We start from the raw sequence: 20,557 nt of genomic DNA, 5'->3' as shown, positions 1-20,557 counted from the left end.
ACTTAGAACGCTTTTGTAATCTGCATGCCCATGAATGACGAGCATCGGAAAGCCGTATGAGGGAAAACCTCACGTACGGTTTGATGAGGAGGGGCAGGAATCCCTGCCCTTTACTCTAGCCGGAGGGCCAACAGTGATTGGAGGAATGCTTCGTTTTCGGAGCGTCTCCAGCGTATCCCCTTTTTTGCAAGGGGAAGAAACACCGTCACTTCATCCAGATCATCTCAGGATAATCCGCCGATACAAGGCGCATCCTATAGCCTGTCTTACATTCTAACCTGATGGAGGGTGAACTGATGCCTGGAGCAAAAAAAGTAATCACAGTGTCCGTGTCGGCGGCTTTGATTGCCAGCATGCTCGGGATTGCGGGTTGCGGTTACCGGGATAACGGCAACGGTGTTCGTACCAACAATATCCGTTATGGTGCTGCAGATATGAACCGGGCTGACCGGCTTGGTGTCAAACCCACCGATACGGCAAACCGGCTGGGACGAGATGGTGTGGCAACTAATCATGCGGATAACATGCGCTATAGTCAGAATCTATCCAAACGAATTTCCGAAATGAGGGGGATCCGGAACGCAACCGTGCTGGTTAACAACAACAGTGCATATGTAGCTCTTTCTTTGGTAGGGCAACGTGTTACAAAAGCAACGACACGTGAACGTGTAACGGATCTAGGGAATATGGGCGTGCGCGATATTGTGGGAACGAGAGCTCCTTACACAACCAGTGGAGTCGCCCCTGGGTTAACAGGCAATACTAATGGCGTTGTTCCTCGCCGCTCTGTAGCTGATAACAACGGATTAAATGGAAGCTCTGGAACAGGCACTTTGCCGAATCGTATCCAAAATCAAGTTACCTACAAAGTCAAACAGTACGCGCCGCATATTAAAAATGTCTATGTTTCCAATGACCCTAATTTCGTGACACGTATGGGCGGCTATGCGCGTGATTTGGGGAATGGACTGCCTTTTAGCCGAATTGGCCGTGATTTCCGAATGATGACAGAGCGTCTATTTCCTGCAGGCACAGGCGTGGATGGCATTGGTCCTAGGCCGGGAGTCATCAACCGCGGTAATTCGACGCTCAACGGCAATCGGTGAGCTGTGTCTTTATGCATTCGAACAAGCCGTGTTCCTATAAAGAACGCGGCTTGTTCGGATGCTTTTTGGCATATTCTTAAAATTACAATTCCTGTGAAGATAACAGCTTGCCCTTAATCCAGACGGACATTAGATCGAGATCCGGGCTGAGCAATAAAATATCAGCTTGCTTGCCTTCTTCAAGCGAACCTGTTCGCTTATCGATGCCGATGGACATTGCCGGATTCAAGCTTGCTGCCAGGGAGGCTTCAGTGATACTCAGACCGACCTTGTGCACGAGAAAGCGGAAGCCCTCGATCATCGTTAAAGTGCTGCCTGCAAGTGTTACCCCATCCTCCAGACGCGCAACTCCTCCCTGCACAATGACAGGAAGATCACCAATCGTGTAATGACCATCCTCAAGTCCCGCGGCAGACATGGCATCGGTAATGAGGATCAGCTTATGATCCTGCTTTAGTCTGGCCAATACCGCGACGGCTGCTGGATGCACATGTATGCCGTCCGCGATCACTTCAGCTTCGATGCGTGGGTCGAACATGACTGCGCCGACTGCACCCGGTTTACGATGATGAAGCGGCGTCATCGCATTGAAGGTATGAACGGCATGCCGCAATCCGGCCTCCACCGCAGCTTCTACTTCTTCAAAGGAGGCATCGGTATGTCCCATGGCAGGAGTAATTCCGTGTTCCTTGAGCCAGGAGACCAGCTCCAACGCTCCGTCCCTTTCTGGGGCGAGTGTAAGCTGCTTGATTAAACCGGGAAAGCGGTCATTCCAATCCTGAACCCAGTCGACCCGAGGATCTGCTATATGCTCCGGATTTTGCGCACCCGGCCACTTGGGGCTGATAAATGGCCCTTCGAGGTGAACTCCTGCAAGCTGTGCGTAATTCGAGCCACTTGAGATGTAGGCGTTCACCTCAGCTAGAACCTGTTCAATACGATCCTTAGGGGCGGTCATCGTTGTGGCCAGCATGGCTGTGGTTCCCTGCGAAGCGTGAAAGGAAGTGATTCGATCCAGCACTTCAGGGCTCGCGTCCATGAAATCCGCACCATTCCCGCCATGGATATGGATATCGATGAATCCGGGCAGCAGATATCCGTTCCTTGTCTCACAGGTCGCCGCATCCTTTTTCAACGCAGTTGGGATTTCTACTGCTTTTCCCGCGTAATGTATGAATCCCTCCTCTATCACAACCGCTCCATCTTCAATGATCCCTTTAGGAGTAACGACAGACCCATATATGATTTCTCGTTGGTTACTGTTGGAATGCATCACAACAATCCTCCGGCTGCCCGGTCGAGCAGAACGACCACATTCGGGTGACATTGCAAAAGAGAAGCCGGGCATTCGGTTGTAATCGGACCGGTTAACGCACGATGAATAATCTCGGCTTTATCCGCCCCGCGTGCGACCAGCAGGATTTGCTTTGCCTTCATAATCGAAGCGACCCCCATCGTAACAGCTTGAACAGGGACTTCGTCAATGGACGGGAAAAAGCGGGCGTTTGCCTGGCGCGTCTGCTCCACCAATTCAACGACATGCGTGCCTCCAATCAGGCTAGAACCAGGCTCATTGAAGCCGATATGCCCGTTATGTCCGATACCGAGGAGCTGCAGGTCTACAGGACCGATTTCGTCAATCAGGTTATCGTAGGCTGCGCATTCAGCGTTCAAATCAGCGGCATTACCGTTCGGTACGCGTGTGTTGGCCAGGTCAATATCGACGTGGCGAAACAGATGATGATTCATGAAGCTCCGGTAGCTTTCGGGATGATCTTCAGGCAGTCTCACATATTCATCGAGATTAACAGTGGACGCCTGCGCGAAGCTTACAAGGCCGCGCTGGTACATGTCAGTCAAGTGGCGATAAATGCCGACAGGCGAGCTGCCCGTGGCAAGTCCGAGCACAGCGCGTGGTTTGCTCTGCAGCAGGCTGGCGATAAGGCCGGCCCCCGTAGAATTCAGGTCGTCTTCATGATCAAAGGTCCAAATGTTCATTGATATTCTCCTCCTTGTTTCTTGCGGATGGTCCGCACATTGCGGTAGGACTGCTCAAGCTTTGGAATATAACGGTTAAAGCCTGCGCTGACCATGCCGGTGAACAATATATCTATGACATGAAGCTGGGCTATGCGTGACGCCATGTCCCCCCTGCGCATTCCCTCCTCCAGAGAGGAGGAGAACAGCGGGATATCGGCGATGCCTGCCAGCGTGTTGCTGCCGTAGGAAGTGAGCGACATCGTATGCGCTCCGCCGGCTTTGGCCAGCCGCAGCGCATCGATCGTTTCCGGCGTTTCACCGGAATAGGATATGGCCAGAGCCACATCTCCTGGACCGAGTGAAGATGCGGAGGTAATCTGCATGTGGGAGTCAGGAAATGCCGTGCTATTGGCCCCGATTCGGATCAGCTTCTGGTAGAAATCCTGAGCCACGATAGAGGAGGTTGCCATGCCGTAGAGATCGATTCTGCCTGCCCCGCAGAGCAGGTGAATCGCCTTCTCCAGCCGTTCCATATCAAGCAAACGGGTGGTGTCCGTAATGGAAGCGATATGGTTGGCCTCAATCGCCTGTACGATCATCGGAAGCGGGTTGCCTGCCACAATGTCCTGATAAGTGGCCTCTGTCGCTGGATGGCTAATTTCGGCGGCCAGCTTCATTTTGAAATCGGGATAACCCTTGAAATGAAGGGACTTGCAAAAACGCGTTACCGTCGAGGGGCTGACACCACCCTGTTCAGCCAGTTCCTTGATGCCAAGCCGGATGACAGCGTCAGGCGAAGCGAGAATCGTCTCGGCCAGCTTGCGCTCCTGCAGCGGCAGGGCGCTGAGCTCCCTTTGCAGTGTCTTCAAAATGGCGGGCATGGGATAGGTCACCTCTTTTCGTGATGAAAATTATTTTAAATATATATACATTATACATGAAAATTATTTTCAGGATTATCATAAAAAATTTCGACGCGGAAATCAACGACCTGCCCAAAAAAATGCTGCAATCTCGTCTGTTTTGACAAAAACATACAATTTATGCTATTGACGAAAGCCTTTTGTTCAGGTCTATAATTGAATATAGTTCCATTTATAGAATTGAAAAGGGAATTATGAGTTGTGTTTTGTCGATGTCACTTTGTTCGCATCATTGGACTTACCGGGCGGATCAACCAGAGAAGCTCGCCTGCGCCCGCCCTTCACCTGTCGGCCGAACTGGCCGCCAAAGAAAAGGAGGAGGAAGCAACATGCAGAGCCAAGTAATCCGAATGATTAGTGAAGCGAAGGAAGATCCGGGGCTAGCCGATAAGCTTAATGGAGGCTCGGATATTATTCACGACGCAGGGCTGGACTCGCTGCAACTGGTGCACTTTATGCTGAAGATTGAAGATGAATTTGACGTGGAGATCGATTTTGATGCTTTTGAACTGGAATATCTGAGTTCGATAGATATCTTCTGCAGCTATGTCCGTGATATGAGAGGACAGGCCGGATTTACGGAGTCGACGAAAATCGGAATGGTATAACGGCGTCAAGGATTCATCAATTTGAGAAGCGAGGTGCCTAAGCATGCAGCCTACAAGCAATGTGTTGGTTGATGAGAAAGCGTTCAAGCTGATTAAAAGAAATTTGAAAAACACCTTGGTTGCCTACCGCAACTCCGTTAAGGACCCTTCCTTCAAGACGGACATGCCTCAGACGATCGGTATTAAGCTGACAAACCGCTGTAATCTCCGCTGTACCCACTGCTTTGAATGGAATGAAGACGGGTACCATCATCAAATGGACAAGGAAGAACAGAATATGGATCTCGATCCCGGGATGCTCAGACAAATTTTGCAGGAGACGAAGGAGGTCAAATCCCGGTTGTACATGTGGGGCGGAGAACCGATGTTCCACCGCCGCTTCGATGAAATTCTGGACGTGCTGGCCGAAGACCGGCGTGAGATGACCTTTTGTACAAACGGCCTTCTGATTGATAAACATTTGGACCGTATTCTGGATTTATCAGAAAATTTGGAGCTGCTGATTGCTGTGGAAGGATTTGAACGTGAGCATGATCTGATCCGCGGTAAAGGCACCTTTAAAAAAACGATGGCCCAGATGCAGCGGCTGATTGAGCTCCGCGACCAGGGGCTGTATAAAGGCCGGGTCACGGTGCATGCGGTCATTAATGACAACATGATCGGACGGATGTTCGAATTTCTCGAAATGTTCGAAAGTATGAAGCTGGATCTTGTTCTGCTTACTTTTCCATGGTACATCTCCAAAGAAACCTCACTCAAAATGGATGACTATTTCTCCCGGAACTTCTCTTGGCTGCGCTCGCTGGAGGAAAAAAACATCAGCAGTTGGCATGCCTTCAAATACAAAATCAACCCTGACAATATCGAGCCCTTGATGCAGGAGCTATACCGGATCAATGAACGGGTATGGAAAATCCGTGTCCGTTATCAGCCTGGGCTTGATTTCGAAGAAATCGACAAATTTATTCATGGCGAAGAAATGGTCAGTCGCTGTTCATCACGATGCTTGGCCCTGAATTCACGTACGGACATTCTGCCTGATGGAAAAGTGATGCCGTGCAAGTTTTTCAGCGAGTTCACGATCGGAAGCCTGCGGGATCATAGCCTGAAGGAAATTTGGCAGTCTGAGCGTTATGAAAAGACCCGGTCCATCATCAATGAGAACGGACTGACACCTGTATGCTCTAAATGTAGTGTGCTCTATCTGCACGGGGCCAAATCTCTGAAATATATTTGAGGAGCAGCCTATCATGCAGCATTATTCGGATGTGGATTTATTGACAGCGCTCTCAACGGGCCGCAGTCAGCATGTGTTCATCTGGCTGTTCAATATTGGTGCGGAGGAGGTGTGGCATCCCGGCTCAGGGGGAATCTCCGATCCGGCCGAGCAGACGGTGGTGAACCGGATAGAGGAAATGAATCTGCTTCTCTGCCGCAGTCAGGATATCATCGTGCTGCGACAGCACCCGGACCCGGATTTTCTGGAGATGCTCAGCCAGATCGGATTCGCTATTCCCCGCATCGAGGTACCGGAGCCTTTCGATGCGCTGACTCCGATTACCGATCTGATGCTTGCCGATGAAGGTCTGCTACAGCGGTTGCGGACTGCATCGGAAGAAGCGGGTACCGCTTACCTGGTCCCCTATGCTGTAACTTGGAAAGAAGAGGAGGTAGCGGCACGCTGCTCGCTGACCTTGCTGGGAGCCGGCTCAGGTCTCAGTGCACGTATCAATGATAAAATATGGAGCCGCCGAACGGCTGAAGAGCTCGGCTTCCGGGTTACAGAAGGCGCTGTATGCAAAGATGAAACGGAAGTGCGTGAGGCGTGTCTCCGGATGACCGCAGAGAGCTCGGCTCCTGTCCGCTTCATTATCAAGCTGCCGCACGGTGCTTCCGGTAAAGGCATGGTTCTGGTTGAGGATCTGTCCAGGCTGGACAGCGTTCTGAAAGTGATGAAGCGTTTTGCAGGGCGTCCTTCCCTCTCGGCTGGTTGGCTGGTAGAGCGCTGGCATGCCAAGCAGATGGATTTGAATTACCAGATTTATATCGATCCGCAAGGTGGCGTAACGCTGTTTTCGCTCAAAGCTCAGGAGCTTGCCGGTACGGTGTATATCGGCTCCCGCATGCCAGCAGAGGTAGACCGCCGGCTGGAAGTGGAAATCAGAAGCTGTGCGGAACAGCTCGGCGCCAGCCTGTTTGCTGCCGGATATACAGGAATTGCTTCCATTGACGGTTTTGTGAATGAGGACGGCTTGCTCCTTCCGGTGATTGAAATCAATGGAAGATTTACGCTTTCGACCTATATTTCGTTCGTACCCTCTATACTTGGTGAACACAAATATGTGTCCCGCTATTACCGGATTGTCTCGGCTGAGCCTCTGACGTATGCCTCCCTATGCTCGCTGCTCCGCGAGCGGGAACTGCTGTACGGACCGGAACGGCGCGAAGGGGTTATTGTGTATACGGCAGGCACACTTTCCACGGTTGGGTTGAAGCAGGGATTTATCAATCGCATCTTTACATTGATTGCTGCAGACAGTTGGGAAGAGGCTGAAGATTATGTGTGTCGGCTGGAGCGGGTCGTAGCCGGGCTGCAGCATGTACAAGCCTTGCAGGCTTATAAGGCATGAACTATGGGACTTGCATTACACGGAAGGAAGGTTCTGAACCTGCGAAAGAATGGAGGAAATCAGATGGAAACGACTGTAAACCTCGTGGTGCCCGTACTGGAAAAGGTGTTGAAACTGCCAATGGGTGAACTGGATGGACTGGAGCCAGACCGGGATTTGCGCAGTTTTGGCCTGAATTCGCTGTCAGCGCTTGAATTGATTGTGGAATTGGAAAACGAGCTGGATATTATGATTGATGACGATGATCTGGTGCTTGATCAACTGTCCACATTGGAAGGAATTGGACAGATGCTGGACAGATATGCATAAGGCCGGGACAGCTTCACACGGGCAATCCGTGTCAGGAACGAGCCGGACAGGCAAGCATTGTCTTTATTCATCCCTGTGTAGTGTGCTGCTGCGCATGAAGACTGAAGTTGCCGAGGCTGACTTATTTATATTGGCGGGCAGCATGAATGCGGAATACGAGGGAAAGCTGCGAGCGTTTGGTCCGGGAACATTCGGGAATCAACTGCGCAGAATCACGGCTTCGGAAGGACCTGCTATCCAGGTTGAGGCCTGGGACCCGCAAGGCGGCGATCCGGACAAGCTGGTGAAGGCTCTGCATGCCGGGTACGGTACGATGCTGCACGTATCCAGCGCAGCCCTAACGTATCATGAGGTTTATACTATCAACGAGCCTCGCGGACATGTGATTGAGCTGTGCGGCCTGGAAACGGAGTCCCGGACTGCCCAGGTGTCGGACAGCTTCCTGCTGGACTCATCAGGTCGTGCGTTGCATTACACAGGCCCAGCCCGCCTTGATGATCTGCTGGGCGGAATGATGGAATATGCCTGGCTGGTGGAAGCCCCGGCCGCGCTTCCGCCAGCCAGGGTGCATCAGGCGTGCGCATTGCATATCCGGGAGTATCTGACAGGCAGGAGCGGGGACCCTCGGATACGGAGGGGGGATGCGGCATACCGTGCCTTCATCGCGGATTTTCAACTGCTGTCCGATATGGATGACCGGGAGTTTCGATTCTTCTGCGGGGAGATCTATTATCAACTGCGGATTGGCACTGCGCTTACCCTGGTGGATTATCTCCGTGATTATGTCATGTTTCATCAACATGCGCTGGGGGCTGAAGCGCATGTGATCGCGGACAGGGCACAAGAGCTTCATGCCGGTTGGCACCGCCTTAATCTTCATCTCTACAAGACGGGTCTGCAGTTGGACAGACGTCGTGTTCCGACTATCATGAGCCGCGCTCATGAACTGGCTGACCGGCAGTACCGGCTGTTTGAGCGGCTGCTGCCTCTTGTGGAAGACGCTTCACAACATTAAGGAGGGAATCGTTTTGCCGTCCATTAGCCTGAACCAATTATCGAAAACATTCACGTACTATAAAAAAGAGCCCGGTGTGCGAAAATCGCTGAAAAACCTGTTTCGACGGGAGAAGCTCGCCAAGGAAGCCGTCAGGGACATCAGCTTTACCGTCAGTGAGGGGGAAATGGTTGGTTTTCTCGGGCCGAATGGGGCGGGCAAAACGACGACGCTGAAAATGCTGTCAGGCATTCTGCATCCGAGCGGCGGCGAAGCGTCGGTGCTCGGATTTACGCCTTGGAAGCGCCAGAAGCAATTCAAGCGGCAGATCTCGATCGTGATGGGGCAAAAAAACCAGTTGTGGTGGGATTTGCCCGCAAGCGAATCCTTTGAGCTGAACAAGCTGATTTACGAGATCGGTGACCGTGAATACCGTACCTCGCTGGATGAGCTGGTGACGCTGCTCGGTGTGGAGGAGCAGCTACACGTGCAGGTGCGGCGGCTGTCGCTCGGGGAACGCATGAAGATGGAGCTGATTGCCGCGCTGCTGCACCAGCCAAAGGTCATTTTGCTGGATGAGCCGACCATCGGACTGGATCTGGTATCCCAGCGCAGGATACGCGAATTTTTCAAGGCGTATAACAGACAGCATCGGACGACGGTGCTGCTGACCAGTCATTACATGAAGGATATTGAGGATTTATGCTCACGGGCGATTATTATCAACGGTGGTAGTCTTGTCTATGACGGGGATCTGAAGAGTGTGAATGAGCTGCTTGGCACCCGCAAGCTGCTTAAGGTCCGGCTGGCTGAGCCGGTCGCGCAGAAGCTGCTGGCGGGTCTTGGCAGCATCCGCTCCTACAGTCAACTGGAGGCTGTTTTTGAGGTCGATGCGGAGGATACGCTTGGCTGGTCGAAAAAAGTGCTTGATGCACTGCCTGTCGTGGATTTCACCATTGAGGACGTGCCGCTGGAGGAGGGAATTGAAAATCTGTACAGCGGAGGCAGATGGGCCGATGCGAAATAATCCGCTTGAAAATAACAAGTATGCCAAAGTGTTTCTGCTCGGCATGCAGAGCGAAATGGAGTACAGGGCGAACTATTGGCTGCAATTGTTCTCTTTCATCCTGCCGCTGCTGACGCAGATCTTTCTCTGGCTCGCCGTATTTGGTTCCTCGGGAGAGCATCGGCTCCTTGGCTACACGCTGGAAGAAATGCTGATTTATGCAGTGATGGCGGCGGTAACCGGCAGACTGATCGCCGCTGGCTTTGAATACGAGATTGCGGCAGATATCAAGGAGGGTGGCCTTGGCAAATTTCTAGTTCAGCCTGTTCATTATTTTGCCTACCGTCTCTTCCGCTTTATCGGGGCCAAAGCCGTGCAGAGCGCTGTCATTTGCATGGGGGCCGTTTTTATGCTGGTAGGGCTTAGCCTGTGGGACAGCGCCTCTGTTGCCGTCACGGATTTGTTCATGTATATGCTGACGCTTCCCGGAGCGCTGCTGCTGAACTTTCTCGTCTATTATACGCTAAGTGGCATGGCATTCTGGATTACCGAATCGTCGGGGCTGTTTTATACATTGTCCCTCGCCATCTATGTAGCGAGCGGGACTGTGTTCCCGCTGACGCTGTTCGGGGAGACGGCGGGCAGGGTGCTGAGCCTGCTGCCGTTCGCTTACACGGTGTTTTTTCCTGTGAATGCCATTACCGGCAGGCTGGACGTCACACTCCTTGCGGCAGGCATTGGAGTACAGGCATTCTGGATTGCCGTGCTCTTGATCCTTTCCAGGCTTGTTTGGCGGACGGGGGTCAGACGTTTTGTATCGGTGGGTGGCTGATATGAACAAGCTGCTGCGAATCTGTATACGTTATGTCAGGCTCTATGGGCGATTTGTGAAATTTTCCGTCATATCGCAAATGGAATACCGGATCAATTTTATTACCGCCTTTCTGGTGGAGACAGCTTATCTGCTGATCAAGCTGCTCTATGCCTCGGTCCCTTACCGGACCGGCACGGACATTAACGGGTGGTCCCCGGATGCGGTGCTTATGTATATCGGGGTGTTTACCATCATGAGCGGCTTGTACAGCGGGCTTTTTTACAGCAATTTCACCGGCTTGCCGGCCAAAATCCGTACAGGCTCGCTGGATGTGCTGATGACTCAGCCGATCTCCCTGCAGTTCATTGTAACGCTGCGCCAGTTTGATCTCGGGTACACCATTCCCAATGTCGTCGGAGGAGGCATTATGGCTGGCATCGGCTGGCACCGTCTACAGTTGCCGTTCACCTGGGAGACGGCCGGCGGTTTTGTCCTGCTGCTCGCAACTGGTGTGCTTACCGCTTATTCCGTCTTTCTGCTGCCGCAAATGCTGGGCTTCTGGACGATCCGTACCAACGGAGTGACCGAGCTGTCGAACGGTATTTTTGAAATGAATTATGTGCCAATGTCGGTATACAGCAATCTCATTCAGAGGATCGGTACTTTTGTGCTGCCGGTATTCGTTATTTGTAATTTTCCGCCGATGTTTGTGCTGGGCATGATGAACAGCAGCATGCTGCTGTGGGCCTTGCTGGCTCCGTTCTGGCTGCTGTTGCTTGTGCGGCTGATCTGGCAGCTAGCGCTGCGCGGTTATACCAGTGCCAGTCAATGACCGGCGTGTCGAGGCGGGCGGAGCCGGCATCTATTTTCGGGGAGGAAGAGACTAATGGAATCAAATGTACCTGCGCTGAAACGTCTATATATGGGAACCTTTGAGGCGGAAGCCTATTGGAAGGACACGGAGGCTGCGGCTCTGCCCGCCCTGCCGGACCGTTCCGGCGCAGCGATTGTTGCGGCCATGGATGAATTGTTGTTTTGCTTCTGTGGACAGGAGGATGTGCTGCTTACCCGTTATGCCATGACCTCGGCGCACAGGCAGTATATATCCAGGTTTGGCTTCAGCCCTGCCGTCAATAAGCGTGACCTGTGTGGTGGTGAACCCGCTGCCGCTGCTCAAGCTTCCTCTGCGTCGGTTTTCGAACTGCTCAGCAGGGGCAGGGAGGACGGTCTATCCGGTCTGCCGGGATTGGAGGACTGCCTGCTTAGCCCGTTTGCGTATCTTCCATACACGGAGGAGGCGGCCAAAGCCTGGGGCATCCGTCTTCATCAGCCGTCTCTTGAGACGATCCGCAAAGTGAATGCCAAGACCTACTCCTCGATGTTAAAGAGGCATCTTGGGTTAAGCAATCCTGGTTTGATCGTTACAAGCGTTGCTGATATGGAGCGGGAAGGACATAAGCTGCTGGGGGAAGGTACCTTTCTCGTGAAGGACGATTTTGGCGTATCGGGCAAGGGCAACCTGCATATCACGTCCACTCACATGCTGGAGCGGATTGTGTCCTATCTGCGGCAGCAGGAACAGCAGGGGAAAAAGATTTGTTTCATATTAGAGCCCTTCTTGGAGAAAAAACAGGATTTCTCCTGCCAATTTGTCATTTCCGAAGCTGGGGAGGTCGAAATCTTATCCGTGCAGCTCCTGGCCAATTCGAGTTTTTCCTATCGGGAGTCCCTGCTGCCTGATCCGGCTTTTATCGGGAGGCTTGAAGAAAAGGGCTATTTTGAGCTTATGAAGGTGGTCGGAAGGCAGCTTTGGACAGATGGTTATTTCGGGGATGTCTGTGTGGATTCGATGACCCTCAGGGACGGAAGCCTGGAAGAAATTGTGGAGATCAATGCGCGGCGTTCGATGAGCCTAATCAAGCATAACATCGATGTACTCCTGGCGAAACGATCGCTGCGCGGCAGCATGACCCATTACACGCTGTCCCACCAGGGAGCACTGCCGTACGAGGACCTGCTGCACTATTTGGATCATGCCGGCCTGCTCTTCACGGAAGACTGTGAAGAAGGAGTAATGCCTCTTTCAGCCAATACCCTCTACGTGAACACGGGAGGAAGGGATGCGGACGATCCGATCTCCGGTACACATGGAGGAGCGCGTATACAGCAGAAAGGAAAGGGACGGCTCTACCTTGCGATGATCGCGGAAAATCAGGACAGAAAGGCGCAATTGACGCAGCGGCTGGAACATTTTTTTGTGGAAAATCAATTTTCTGTATTGAATTAGCCGAAGTTGTGTGGAAAGGAAAGGGATATTTAAAAAGAATATAGGGAGGAAACGGGATGAAGGTTACGATATTGTGCTCCGGCTTCGGATTGGGATTCTATACGCCCGGCTTGCTCATTGAATCGGGGCTGCACAGGCTTGGAATCAGCACAGCCGTTCATGTATTCGAGAACGTGCTGCCGGAATCCGCCCGAACCAAGGTGGACGAGAATCGTAAAGCCTATCATGACAATTTCAAGATTGCATTGATGTCGCAAAAAATACCGCAGGATATAAGCGAATCTCTGGATTCGGAAGCGCTGGAGCAACTGCTGTCCGTATGGTGTGAGGATGACCGCCGCCACTTCATCTGCCTGTCCGGTCACTGGATGTATGTGCTGGAGGAATATCGGTTGCGTCGGAACGGTGCTCCGCTTCATATTGAGCTGCTGTATATGGATTCTACGCTTTCCCCGTCATGGAAAAACCTTGCGAGATATCGGCCGCAATTCGCTGCGGGTTGCGGTCAGCTTACTCTTTTTGACCGTTCTGCCGGCAGAATAAACGGCTACATCGATGTGCCGGTGCCGGTCGTGCCTTATTCGAAACGGGAGCAGCGGCTGTTCGTTCATGGCGGCGGCTGGGGCATGGGCACCTACCGTGATAAGCTGGACGAGCTGGAAGGCGCTGGTTATGCCTTGGATCTGATACTGTATAACGATGATGCTCCTGACGTGCAGTCCGGCAGCAGAAGATACTACCGGATGGACCCGCAGTGGCGTACATGGCAAACGGGGGCAGATGGAAGACACATGTTCCCTCCATTTGCCGAGGTCAAGCCGGATGAAGAGACAATATACCGCAATCAGGGTGAATATCATCTGGTCTACGGGCGGCAGTGCCGGATGAAAGGAATTGTCAGCAAGCCGGGAGGAGGGACCCTCACCGACTCGTTTGCTTCCGCGACGCCGTTGATCATGCTTGAGCCTTTCGGTGCCCATGAGCAGGATAACGCGGATTTATGGGAAGAGCTCGGGTTTGGCATCCGTTACGAGCGCTGGATCTCGGAATACGGCGGCAGTACGGACATTTTCGAGCCGATGCATAAGGCTATGCTCGAGATGAAAGAGCGGACTCCGGATTGCGCGGGTTTGTTGGCGCAGCGACTTGGCCTGCACTCCGCACAGACCGTCCCGGATGTGCGGGAGGGCAGCGAATGAACTCAGCCGCATATAAATTGCCTTTTTCGAATGGAATACCCGTCCGGTTCGGCGTGATCGGCTGCTCGTCCATCGTGCCGCGCGCCCTTTTGGAGTCTGCCCGTTATGTGGGGGACGCAGAGGTAGTGGCTGTCGTGAACCGGACTGCCGCCAAAGCGGAAAAGATGGCGGAACGGTACGGCATCGGAACGGTGCATCGTACCCCCGAGGAGCTGTTAAGCGACAGTCAGGTGGACGCCGTATATATTGCGCTCAGCAATGATCTGCATGCCCAGTGGATTATAAAGGCACTGAACGCTGGTAAGCATGTGCTGGTTGAAAAACCGCTGTGTCTGCATACGGATGAGTTGGAAGGGATTGAGTCCGCGCTCGACCTCCGTCAGGATGGCCTGTGCCTGCTGGAAGGAGTCATGGTCCGGCATCATCCCTGGCAGGACAGGCTGCATGTTATGGTGGCAGACCGCCGCTTCGGCCGACTGCGCACGGTGGAAACCCGTCTGTGCATCCCGGCCAAAAATGGGCATGCAGACAATTACCGTAGCCGCCCTGAACAGGGGGGAGGCTGCTTCCGGGACCTTGGCGTGTACTGGCTGCAGTTTCTGCAGACGATAGTTGGACTGAAGGGAGCAAGCTTTCATGGACAATCCTCCTTTGCTGGACCAGGGGGCTGCGACTGGACCTTCGAGGCGCAGGCCGAATATTTGGACGGGTTGAGTGCGAGTGCTCTCTTCTCATTCGAACGCCCTTACCGCTGTTCGCACACGCTGACTTTCGACCATGCAGTGGTTACCCTGAACGATTGCTTTCGCGCGAATCTCGGATTTTATAAAATGACGCTGCGTATACAACACCCTGGACAGCCTCCGGCCAAAACAGAGTTCAGGCCTATGAATTATTACGTCAACCAGTTGGATTATTTTTGCCGGACCGTGCGCGGGATGGCAGCGCCTGTCCCCTTTCAGGAATCGGCGGAACGGATCAGACTGCTGGAGTCCATTTATAAATCGGCCGCCCGGGGATAGGCAGCACGAAATGAAGGGGACGAGTTCATGAATATACCGGATGATAAGCTGCTGTCCTTAATCCAAAGCCACAGAACCCCGTTCTTTTTGTATGACGGGGACGCCCTGCGTGCTCATGTCGGCAGTATACTTGAGCGCCTGCATCCGGCGGTCAAGCTGCATTATGCTCTAAAAGCGAACGCTAATGTCACCATCGCCGCGCTGCTCAGCTCTTTGGGCTGTGGTGTGGAGATCGCATCAGCCGGAGAACTGTTTATAGCCCTTAAAGCGGGGTATAAGGCGGAGGACATCATTTTTGCCGGGCCGGGGAAAACGGAATCCGAGCTGAGTGAGGCTATAGAGGCAGGGATCGGGTGCTTCAATGTTGAATCTATTCGCGAACTGCGGCTACTGGAGAAGGTGGCAGTACGCAGCGGTGTCCGCGTGCGGGCAGCCGTCCGCATTAATCCTGATGCGGATTTGTCCGGAGCCACGATTAAAATGGGCGGGACTGCCCGGCCGTTCGGTGTGGACGAAGCACAGCTGGACGTTTTTTTTGCGGCCCAGCAGGAATGCGGGCATATTCAGTTTCAGGGCATACAAGTGTACACGGGTACACAGATGCTAAAGGCAGAAGACATTATTGGATCGTTTGAGAATACGGTCAGGCTTGCAGGGGAGATCAGTCTGAAATATGGTTTGCCCGTTCACAGCATCAATTTGGGCGGTGGCTTCGGTATCCCTTATTTTACACATGAACAGCCGCTCGACATGGAGCGGGTGCTCCAGCATTTGAACGGATTGGTTGAAGAAGCGACGCAGCGCATGGCAGGTGTCCGCTTTATCATCGAGAGCGGAAGATATCTGGTAGCTCAGGCCGGTATGTATGTTACAAAGGTGCTGTACACGAAGATCTCTAAGGGGGAAAAATTTGTCGTCACGGACGGAGGCATGAATCATTATGCTTCGGCAGCTTTCCGTGGCCGCAGGCTGCGCGATAATTATCCGGTGAAAGTCTTGGGTGGAAATAAGCTCCATTCGGAGATGCCGTCCACTGCCGAGCACAGTCTTAGGCAGACCCTACGGGAGGAGGTCACTGTTGTTGGCCCGCTGTGTACGCCCGAGGATTGTCTCGTACGGAAGGCGAAGCTGCCGGTCATCATGGAAAATGACTACATTTGTATTCCCAACGCGGGCGCATACGGCCTTAGCTATAGTCCGGTCGATTTTCTTGGTCATCCAGCCCCGGCGGAGCTGTTAGCGGCTGGCGGCCAGCTCTATGTGATCCGGGAACATGGCAACCGTACAGATGCCTTGCGTCATCAACGTTTGATACAGCCGGAGCTGCTCCAGGAGATCTAGCGCCGTGAGCTCGTTTGCCGGGCATTTCTTTCAAGATGGGAGAGAGAACAGGAATGCTTCGTGAATTTGCCAGTGATTTTAGAGCGAATCGCAAAAACCCCATAACGCTTTGCGCCCTTTTTACCTACCGTTTTGGTCATGGTGTCTATTACGGTACCCGCGGTAAATTTCTGCGGAAGTCTTTATGGCTGGTGTACAGAGTGATGGACCTGATCTTTGTCCGCTTGGCCGCAAGCGGGGAACTGCATGCACAGGCGAAGGTGGGCCGAGCGTTGCATTTGCCCCATGGCCTGAACGGGATTATGATCAGTCCTAAGGCTGTGATCGGGGAAGGAGTCACCATCTTTCATCAAGTGACCGTGGGGGGACGGAGTCAGCTAGGGGAGCCTGTCATCGGAAATCATGTCCTGATCGGCGCGGGTGCGAAAATACTTGGCCCTGTCCTAGTAGGAGATTATGCTAATATAGGAGCTAACGCTGTTGTTATACGAAATGTTCCGGACTATGCAACGGCTGTTGGCATCCCAGCCAGAAATATCGATCGGGAGGAGCCAATCCCTGAGCATCTACGATAGTATTAGTCAACCGATACATACGCCCTGACAGTCCGCGCCCAATCGGCAGCGGACTTTTTTAGATTATAGAAAAAACTTCTGCTAAGTACGGTCTGGCTTTGAAAGCACCTCGATAGACGTTCTTCTTATGCATATTCGGCATCGTTGCCCATTTTTCTGCTTAAACAGAACCAACCCTGTCATCATTACATAAAATATGTTGACTGTATCCCTTAACCTTGTTACACCACATAAACCCGAGCAAGGAGGGGTGAACTTGAAGGGTAGCGACCACAAAAGCAAATTTTTGCTAACTCACCGTGAACGTGAAGTGTTTGAACTGCTGGTGCAGGACAAGACAACACGGGACATTGCCGGCCAGCTATTCATTAGCGAGAAGACGGTGCGTAATCATATTTCTAACGTAATGCAGAAACTGAATGTTAAGGGTCGTTCACAAGCGGTCGTTGAGCTGATCAAGCTCGGAGAGCTTAAAATCTGACATACTTACGCCTCCTATGGAAGCATAGGCCCTCCCTCACATCCTGTTCGTAAGGATATGAGGGAGGGTTTTTGTTATTTTAGTATCAAACCATACATTTGGCTGTGCCCATACTCTATTAAAATGTGCGATTCTTCTGTGATATGCAACGATGCAGATCATAGATCGTGAACATAAAATATACTATCCGATGTAGAAAGGAGGTACACACCATGGCGATCTTGTTACCATCTCAGCCATTCCTTCTGGCAGCCGGCGTAGGATCATCTTACTTTGAAGATCTCACTGGAGGAACGAACGCTAGCGTTACGGTTAATAATACCAGTGCGAATCCAGTATCCCTTGTTCTTTACACGACAACTCCCCCGGTACTGACGTATACCATTCCTCCAGGCAACGCCCGTACCATCGAGGTTGGCGGCTTGCAGGTAGCCGCCCTGCAAGCCCCAGCAGCGGGAGCTGTTGCAGGTTTTATCCAGGTGGCTGTTTCGGACTTCTAAAGAAACATTATTCCATCCCCTGACCGTTCCCCAGGTATACTGGGGGACGGCTTTTTTGCTTTGATAGTAAAAATCATGTAATTCCGAATAATTAAAGGTTAAGTTATAATAACGTATGTACTTTCTTCCATGGGAATATATCCCTCATCCCCTTATATATAGGGGATCTCATTGATGTTTTTTCATGTTTGTAGTACATTAGCAGAGAATCCAAAGGAGGCTTCTAATGTACGGTAATAGACAAGAGGATACGTTATACATCATGACATACACTCTGAACAGTGGCATCAAGGGCACTGTGCCTTTGTCTAATCAACAGATCCGTGAGTGGATGGATTGTTACCGAAGCGGACGCAAGTTCGTGACCGAGATCGGTAAAGAGTTCTTCGGTCTGCATGCGGAGCTGGTTGCCGATTTCAAGGTGCATAATGCCCATTCAAGCTATCAGGAAGCGATTATTCCTGTGCAGCAGCATCACGATCAAAGCCTGAAACAGTTATCCAATGCTTATAAGGCTTCTGAAATTCTTATCAAAATTGACTGTAAATGCGGAACGGCATACGTCACGGAATCACCCTTCAAGAGAACAAAATGGTACTGCACAAAATGCAGGGAAATCGTATTTTTGGATGCTAAAAAGGGGATGGTTGAGACTTCCCGGGGTGAAGCTTACTACATGACCAATAAATACTTTGTAGAACGGGAAACAACCGGCTAGTGCCGGTTGTTTTTTGTGCAGCACAGAGGCTTCAGGCAACCATACAGGATATCCAATGACATAACTTTTGGATTTATTGGATATACTACAATTTGCGCATACTGAGTATGTGGTCTCTGTATTAACCAAAGCAACGCATATCTGGAAGAAAATCCTCTGTAAATTATTAGGTGACAATGTAGGCCATTATGTGATTAAATGTTTCTAAAACCGATTCAAACACATAGAATAAAGGACTTCACTACGAAGCCGGAATGTAGGGTGCATAGCGGTGACGAAATGGTGCAAAAAAAAGAAAAACAATAATAGCAATAATAATAACAACAAGATGAGATACGCGGGCTCCAGGTACTTTTATAGCTGGGACGATGTGAAAGATCTGCTAAGTCTCTTACCTTTATTGGGAGCATTAATCGGCTGGCCGGTGTTCAGTCTCATTTTCTGGATGCTTGGCCATTCCGCGTTCGGCCCGATATCGCTGATCCTTTCGATTTTGGGTTCCTACGTCATGTACAGGGGGCTTACCAAATAAAATGTCATTTCCAAGCCCAATGTAATAAGGCATCCCTTAGCCCAAATGCTGAGGAATGCCTTATTTGTGTTGTGTTTACAGAGCTTTTAAATACTCTATGATGGTCAGCAAGCCTTTGTCGAAGTTTTCCAGATGAAAATGCTCGTTTGGCGCATGCAGATTTTCATCCGGCAGGCCAAAGCCCATAAGCACAACCGGAGCGGCCAATACGCGGGAAAAGGTCTCGACAATCGGAATCGAGCCTCCATCCTTGGTGAAGACGGCCCGTGTGCCGTATACACGTTCAAAAGCGTCGGCCGCAGACTGCAGCATCGGATGGGAAGGGTCGATGTTAAACGCGTTCGCTTTTTCACCTTGGATGATTTCGAGACGGGCTCCTGGCTGGATATGTTCACGCAGATGGCGTTCAATTTTATCAAGAATATCCTGCGGATTTTGATTTGCTACGAGACGGCATGTAATTTTCGCATGGGCTTCCTTCGGAATGACCGTTTTGGTGCCTTCCCCTTGGAATCCGCCGTACACACCGTTCAGCTCAAGCGTTGGCCTTGCTCCGACACGTTCCACGAAGCTGTAATCATCTTCACCATAAAGGGTCTCGAGACCGAGTCCGGTGCGCAGCGTTTCCTCATCAACGCCTTGCTTCGCAAATTCCTCCTTCATAGCAGGAGACAGCGGCTCAACATCATCATAGAAGCCTGCTACACTTACTGCTCCCTGGTTATCATGGAGGGAAGCAAGCAGGGAGACCATAGCATGCAGCGCATTGGGCACTCCGCCGCCGAAGGAGCCTGAATGCAAATCGGTATTTGCCGTATGTACTGCCACTTCGAGTGAACAAAGGCCGCGCAGTCCGGTGCAGATGGCGGGTTTCCCTTTTTCAATGAGGGCGGTATCCGAGATCAGCACCGCATCGGCGGTAAGGCGATCTGCACCTTTGGAAAGGTAATCAAGCAGGTTAGGGCTGGAGACTTCTTCCTCACCTTCAATGAAGAATTTGATGTTCACCGGAAGCTGCCCTTCCTGGCGAAGAATCGCCTCAACGGCCTTAATGTGCATGAAAACCTGGCCTTTGTCGTCGGTGGCTCCCCGCGCATAAATTTTGTTGTCACGGATCGCAGGCTCGAATGGAGGTGTCTGCCACAGATGGAGCGGGTCAACCGGTTGCACGTCATAATGTCCATAGATGAGCAGTGTCGGTTTGCCCGGCGCATGTAGATGCTCCGCGTATACCAGAGGGTGCCCTTGTGTTGGGATAATTTCCACGTTCTCCAGACCAGCCAGTGTCAGCTTGTCAGCCAGCCAGGAAGCGGCACGGTTAACATCCTCCTTATGCTCCGACAGTGCGGATATGCTGGGAATAGAGAGCCATTGCTTCAGCTCTTCCAGATGCAGTTCCCTGTTCTGTTCAAAATAGACTGAGTAATTCATCGTCATTGTCCTCCTAAAATCGTTATTAAGTATATAGTACTACGTTTTGCGCTGATCGCAAAAATAGCTCATCCAACGTTTTCTGTTCCGGCAAAAAAGGT

Annotated in this window: 21 protein-coding genes; 17 read left to right on the top strand and 4 right to left on the bottom strand. The window is 51.8% G+C overall.

All coding sequences use genetic code 11. The features are described 5' to 3' along the window. The first annotated feature begins 296 nt into the window (after window positions 1-296). Window positions 297-1,106, top strand: coding sequence for a YhcN/YlaJ family sporulation lipoprotein (locus OIN60_RS02820; protein ID WP_305753365.1), 810 nt, complete (start codon window positions 297-299; stop codon window positions 1,104-1,106). Between the two features lie 82 nt (window positions 1,107-1,188). On the opposite strand, the gene nagA is transcribed toward OIN60_RS02820, so the two are convergent. Genes nagA through OIN60_RS02805 form a run of 3 tightly spaced genes read right to left on the bottom strand, consistent with a single transcriptional unit; the run spans window position 1,189 to window position 3,967 of the window. Then, on the bottom strand, window positions 1,189-2,379 hold the full coding sequence (gene nagA / locus OIN60_RS02815) for an N-acetylglucosamine-6-phosphate deacetylase (protein ID WP_305753364.1): 1,191 nt from the start codon (window positions 2,377-2,379) through the stop codon (window positions 1,189-1,191). Further along, the gene (gene nagB / locus OIN60_RS02810) at window positions 2,379-3,104 is read right to left on the bottom strand and encodes a glucosamine-6-phosphate deaminase (protein WP_305753363.1); all 726 of its coding nucleotides are present in this window, start codon (window positions 3,102-3,104) and stop codon (window positions 2,379-2,381) included. Before nagB ends, nagA begins: the two co-directional genes overlap by 1 nt. After that, window positions 3,101-3,967 carry a MurR/RpiR family transcriptional regulator gene (locus OIN60_RS02805; RefSeq protein ID WP_305753362.1) on the bottom strand — a complete coding sequence of 289 codons (867 nt, stop codon included), beginning with the start codon at window positions 3,965-3,967 and terminating at the stop codon, window positions 3,101-3,103. The genes nagB and OIN60_RS02805 overlap by 4 nt, the downstream gene beginning before the upstream one ends. A gap of 371 nt (window positions 3,968-4,338) precedes the next feature. On the opposite strand from OIN60_RS02805, the gene OIN60_RS02800 reads away from it, so the two are divergent. The 16 genes from OIN60_RS02800 (at window position 4,339) to OIN60_RS02725 (ending at window position 18,493) form a co-directional block, all read left to right on the top strand. Continuing rightward, the gene (locus tag OIN60_RS02800) at window positions 4,339-4,617 is read left to right on the top strand and encodes a phosphopantetheine-binding protein (RefSeq protein ID WP_305753361.1); all 279 of its coding nucleotides are present in this window, start codon (window positions 4,339-4,341) and stop codon (window positions 4,615-4,617) included. 43 nt (window positions 4,618-4,660) lie between these two features. After that, window positions 4,661-5,854 (top strand): radical SAM/SPASM domain-containing protein, encoded by a 1,194-nt coding sequence (locus OIN60_RS02795; RefSeq protein WP_305753360.1) that lies wholly within the window; start codon window positions 4,661-4,663, stop codon window positions 5,852-5,854. Between the two features lie 13 nt (window positions 5,855-5,867). Further along, window positions 5,868-7,247, top strand: a complete 1,380-nt coding sequence (locus OIN60_RS02790) for a preATP grasp domain-containing protein (protein WP_305753359.1) — start codon at window positions 5,868-5,870, stop codon at window positions 7,245-7,247. 63 nt (window positions 7,248-7,310) lie between these two features. Continuing rightward, a complete protein-coding gene (locus OIN60_RS02785) occupies window positions 7,311-7,556 on the top strand; it encodes an acyl carrier protein (RefSeq protein WP_305753358.1) in 246 nt (81 codons plus the stop codon). After that, the gene (locus tag OIN60_RS02780; RefSeq protein WP_305753357.1) at window positions 7,549-8,571 is read left to right on the top strand and encodes a cysteine peptidase family C39 domain-containing protein; all 1,023 of its coding nucleotides are present in this window, start codon (window positions 7,549-7,551) and stop codon (window positions 8,569-8,571) included. Before OIN60_RS02785 ends, OIN60_RS02780 begins: the two co-directional genes overlap by 8 nt. A 13-nt stretch (window positions 8,572-8,584) precedes the next feature. Continuing rightward, window positions 8,585-9,577, top strand: a complete 993-nt coding sequence (locus tag OIN60_RS02775; RefSeq protein ID WP_305753356.1) for an ABC transporter ATP-binding protein — start codon at window positions 8,585-8,587, stop codon at window positions 9,575-9,577. After that, entirely contained in the window at window positions 9,567-10,388 is an 822-nt protein-coding gene (locus OIN60_RS02770; RefSeq protein WP_305753355.1) for an ABC transporter permease, read from the top strand. The genes OIN60_RS02775 and OIN60_RS02770 overlap by 11 nt, the downstream gene beginning before the upstream one ends. Before the next feature lies 1 nt (window position 10,389). After that, window positions 10,390-11,202 (top strand): ABC transporter permease, encoded by an 813-nt coding sequence (locus OIN60_RS02765; RefSeq protein WP_370872355.1) that lies wholly within the window; start codon window positions 10,390-10,392, stop codon window positions 11,200-11,202. A 54-nt stretch (window positions 11,203-11,256) separates the two neighbouring features. Then, complete coding sequence (locus OIN60_RS02760) at window positions 11,257-12,657, top strand: hypothetical protein (RefSeq protein ID WP_305753353.1); 1,401 nt, start codon at window positions 11,257-11,259, stop codon at window positions 12,655-12,657. A gap of 56 nt (window positions 12,658-12,713) precedes the next feature. After that, window positions 12,714-13,856 carry a VHS/ENTH/ANTH domain-containing protein gene (locus OIN60_RS02755; protein ID WP_305753352.1) on the top strand — a complete coding sequence of 381 codons (1,143 nt, stop codon included), beginning with the start codon at window positions 12,714-12,716 and terminating at the stop codon, window positions 13,854-13,856. Then, the gene (locus OIN60_RS02750) at window positions 13,853-14,878 is read left to right on the top strand and encodes a Gfo/Idh/MocA family protein (RefSeq protein WP_305753351.1); all 1,026 of its coding nucleotides are present in this window, start codon (window positions 13,853-13,855) and stop codon (window positions 14,876-14,878) included. The genes OIN60_RS02755 and OIN60_RS02750 overlap by 4 nt, the downstream gene beginning before the upstream one ends. Before the next feature lie 27 nt (window positions 14,879-14,905). Next, window positions 14,906-16,219 carry a type III PLP-dependent enzyme gene (locus OIN60_RS02745; RefSeq protein ID WP_305753350.1) on the top strand — a complete coding sequence of 438 codons (1,314 nt, stop codon included), beginning with the start codon at window positions 14,906-14,908 and terminating at the stop codon, window positions 16,217-16,219. A 53-nt stretch (window positions 16,220-16,272) separates the two neighbouring features. Further along, complete coding sequence (locus tag OIN60_RS02740; RefSeq protein WP_305753349.1) at window positions 16,273-16,794, top strand: serine O-acetyltransferase; 522 nt, start codon at window positions 16,273-16,275, stop codon at window positions 16,792-16,794. Window positions 16,795-17,050: 256 nt separating this feature from the next. Beyond that, window positions 17,051-17,275, top strand: coding sequence for a helix-turn-helix domain-containing protein (locus OIN60_RS02735; RefSeq protein ID WP_018885466.1), 225 nt, complete (start codon window positions 17,051-17,053; stop codon window positions 17,273-17,275). 212 nt (window positions 17,276-17,487) lie between these two features. Further along, a complete protein-coding gene (locus tag OIN60_RS02730; protein ID WP_305753348.1) occupies window positions 17,488-17,775 on the top strand; it encodes a hypothetical protein in 288 nt (95 codons plus the stop codon). Window positions 17,776-18,001: 226 nt separating this feature from the next. After that, window positions 18,002-18,493 (top strand): hypothetical protein, encoded by a 492-nt coding sequence (locus OIN60_RS02725; RefSeq protein ID WP_305753347.1) that lies wholly within the window; start codon window positions 18,002-18,004, stop codon window positions 18,491-18,493. A gap of 607 nt (window positions 18,494-19,100) precedes the next feature. Here the strand turns inward: OIN60_RS02725 and OIN60_RS02720 are convergent. Beyond that, the gene (locus tag OIN60_RS02720; protein WP_305753346.1) at window positions 19,101-20,456 is read right to left on the bottom strand and encodes a dipeptidase; all 1,356 of its coding nucleotides are present in this window, start codon (window positions 20,454-20,456) and stop codon (window positions 19,101-19,103) included. Window positions 20,457-20,557 lie beyond the last annotated feature (101 nt).

It is taken from the genome of Paenibacillus zeirhizosphaerae (genome assembly GCF_030705605.1).
Lineage (GTDB): Bacteria > Bacillota > Bacilli > Paenibacillales > Paenibacillaceae > Paenibacillus > Paenibacillus zeirhizosphaerae.
Note: the sequence above shows the minus strand (reverse complement) of the source record. Positions and strands in the feature narration are given on the sequence as shown.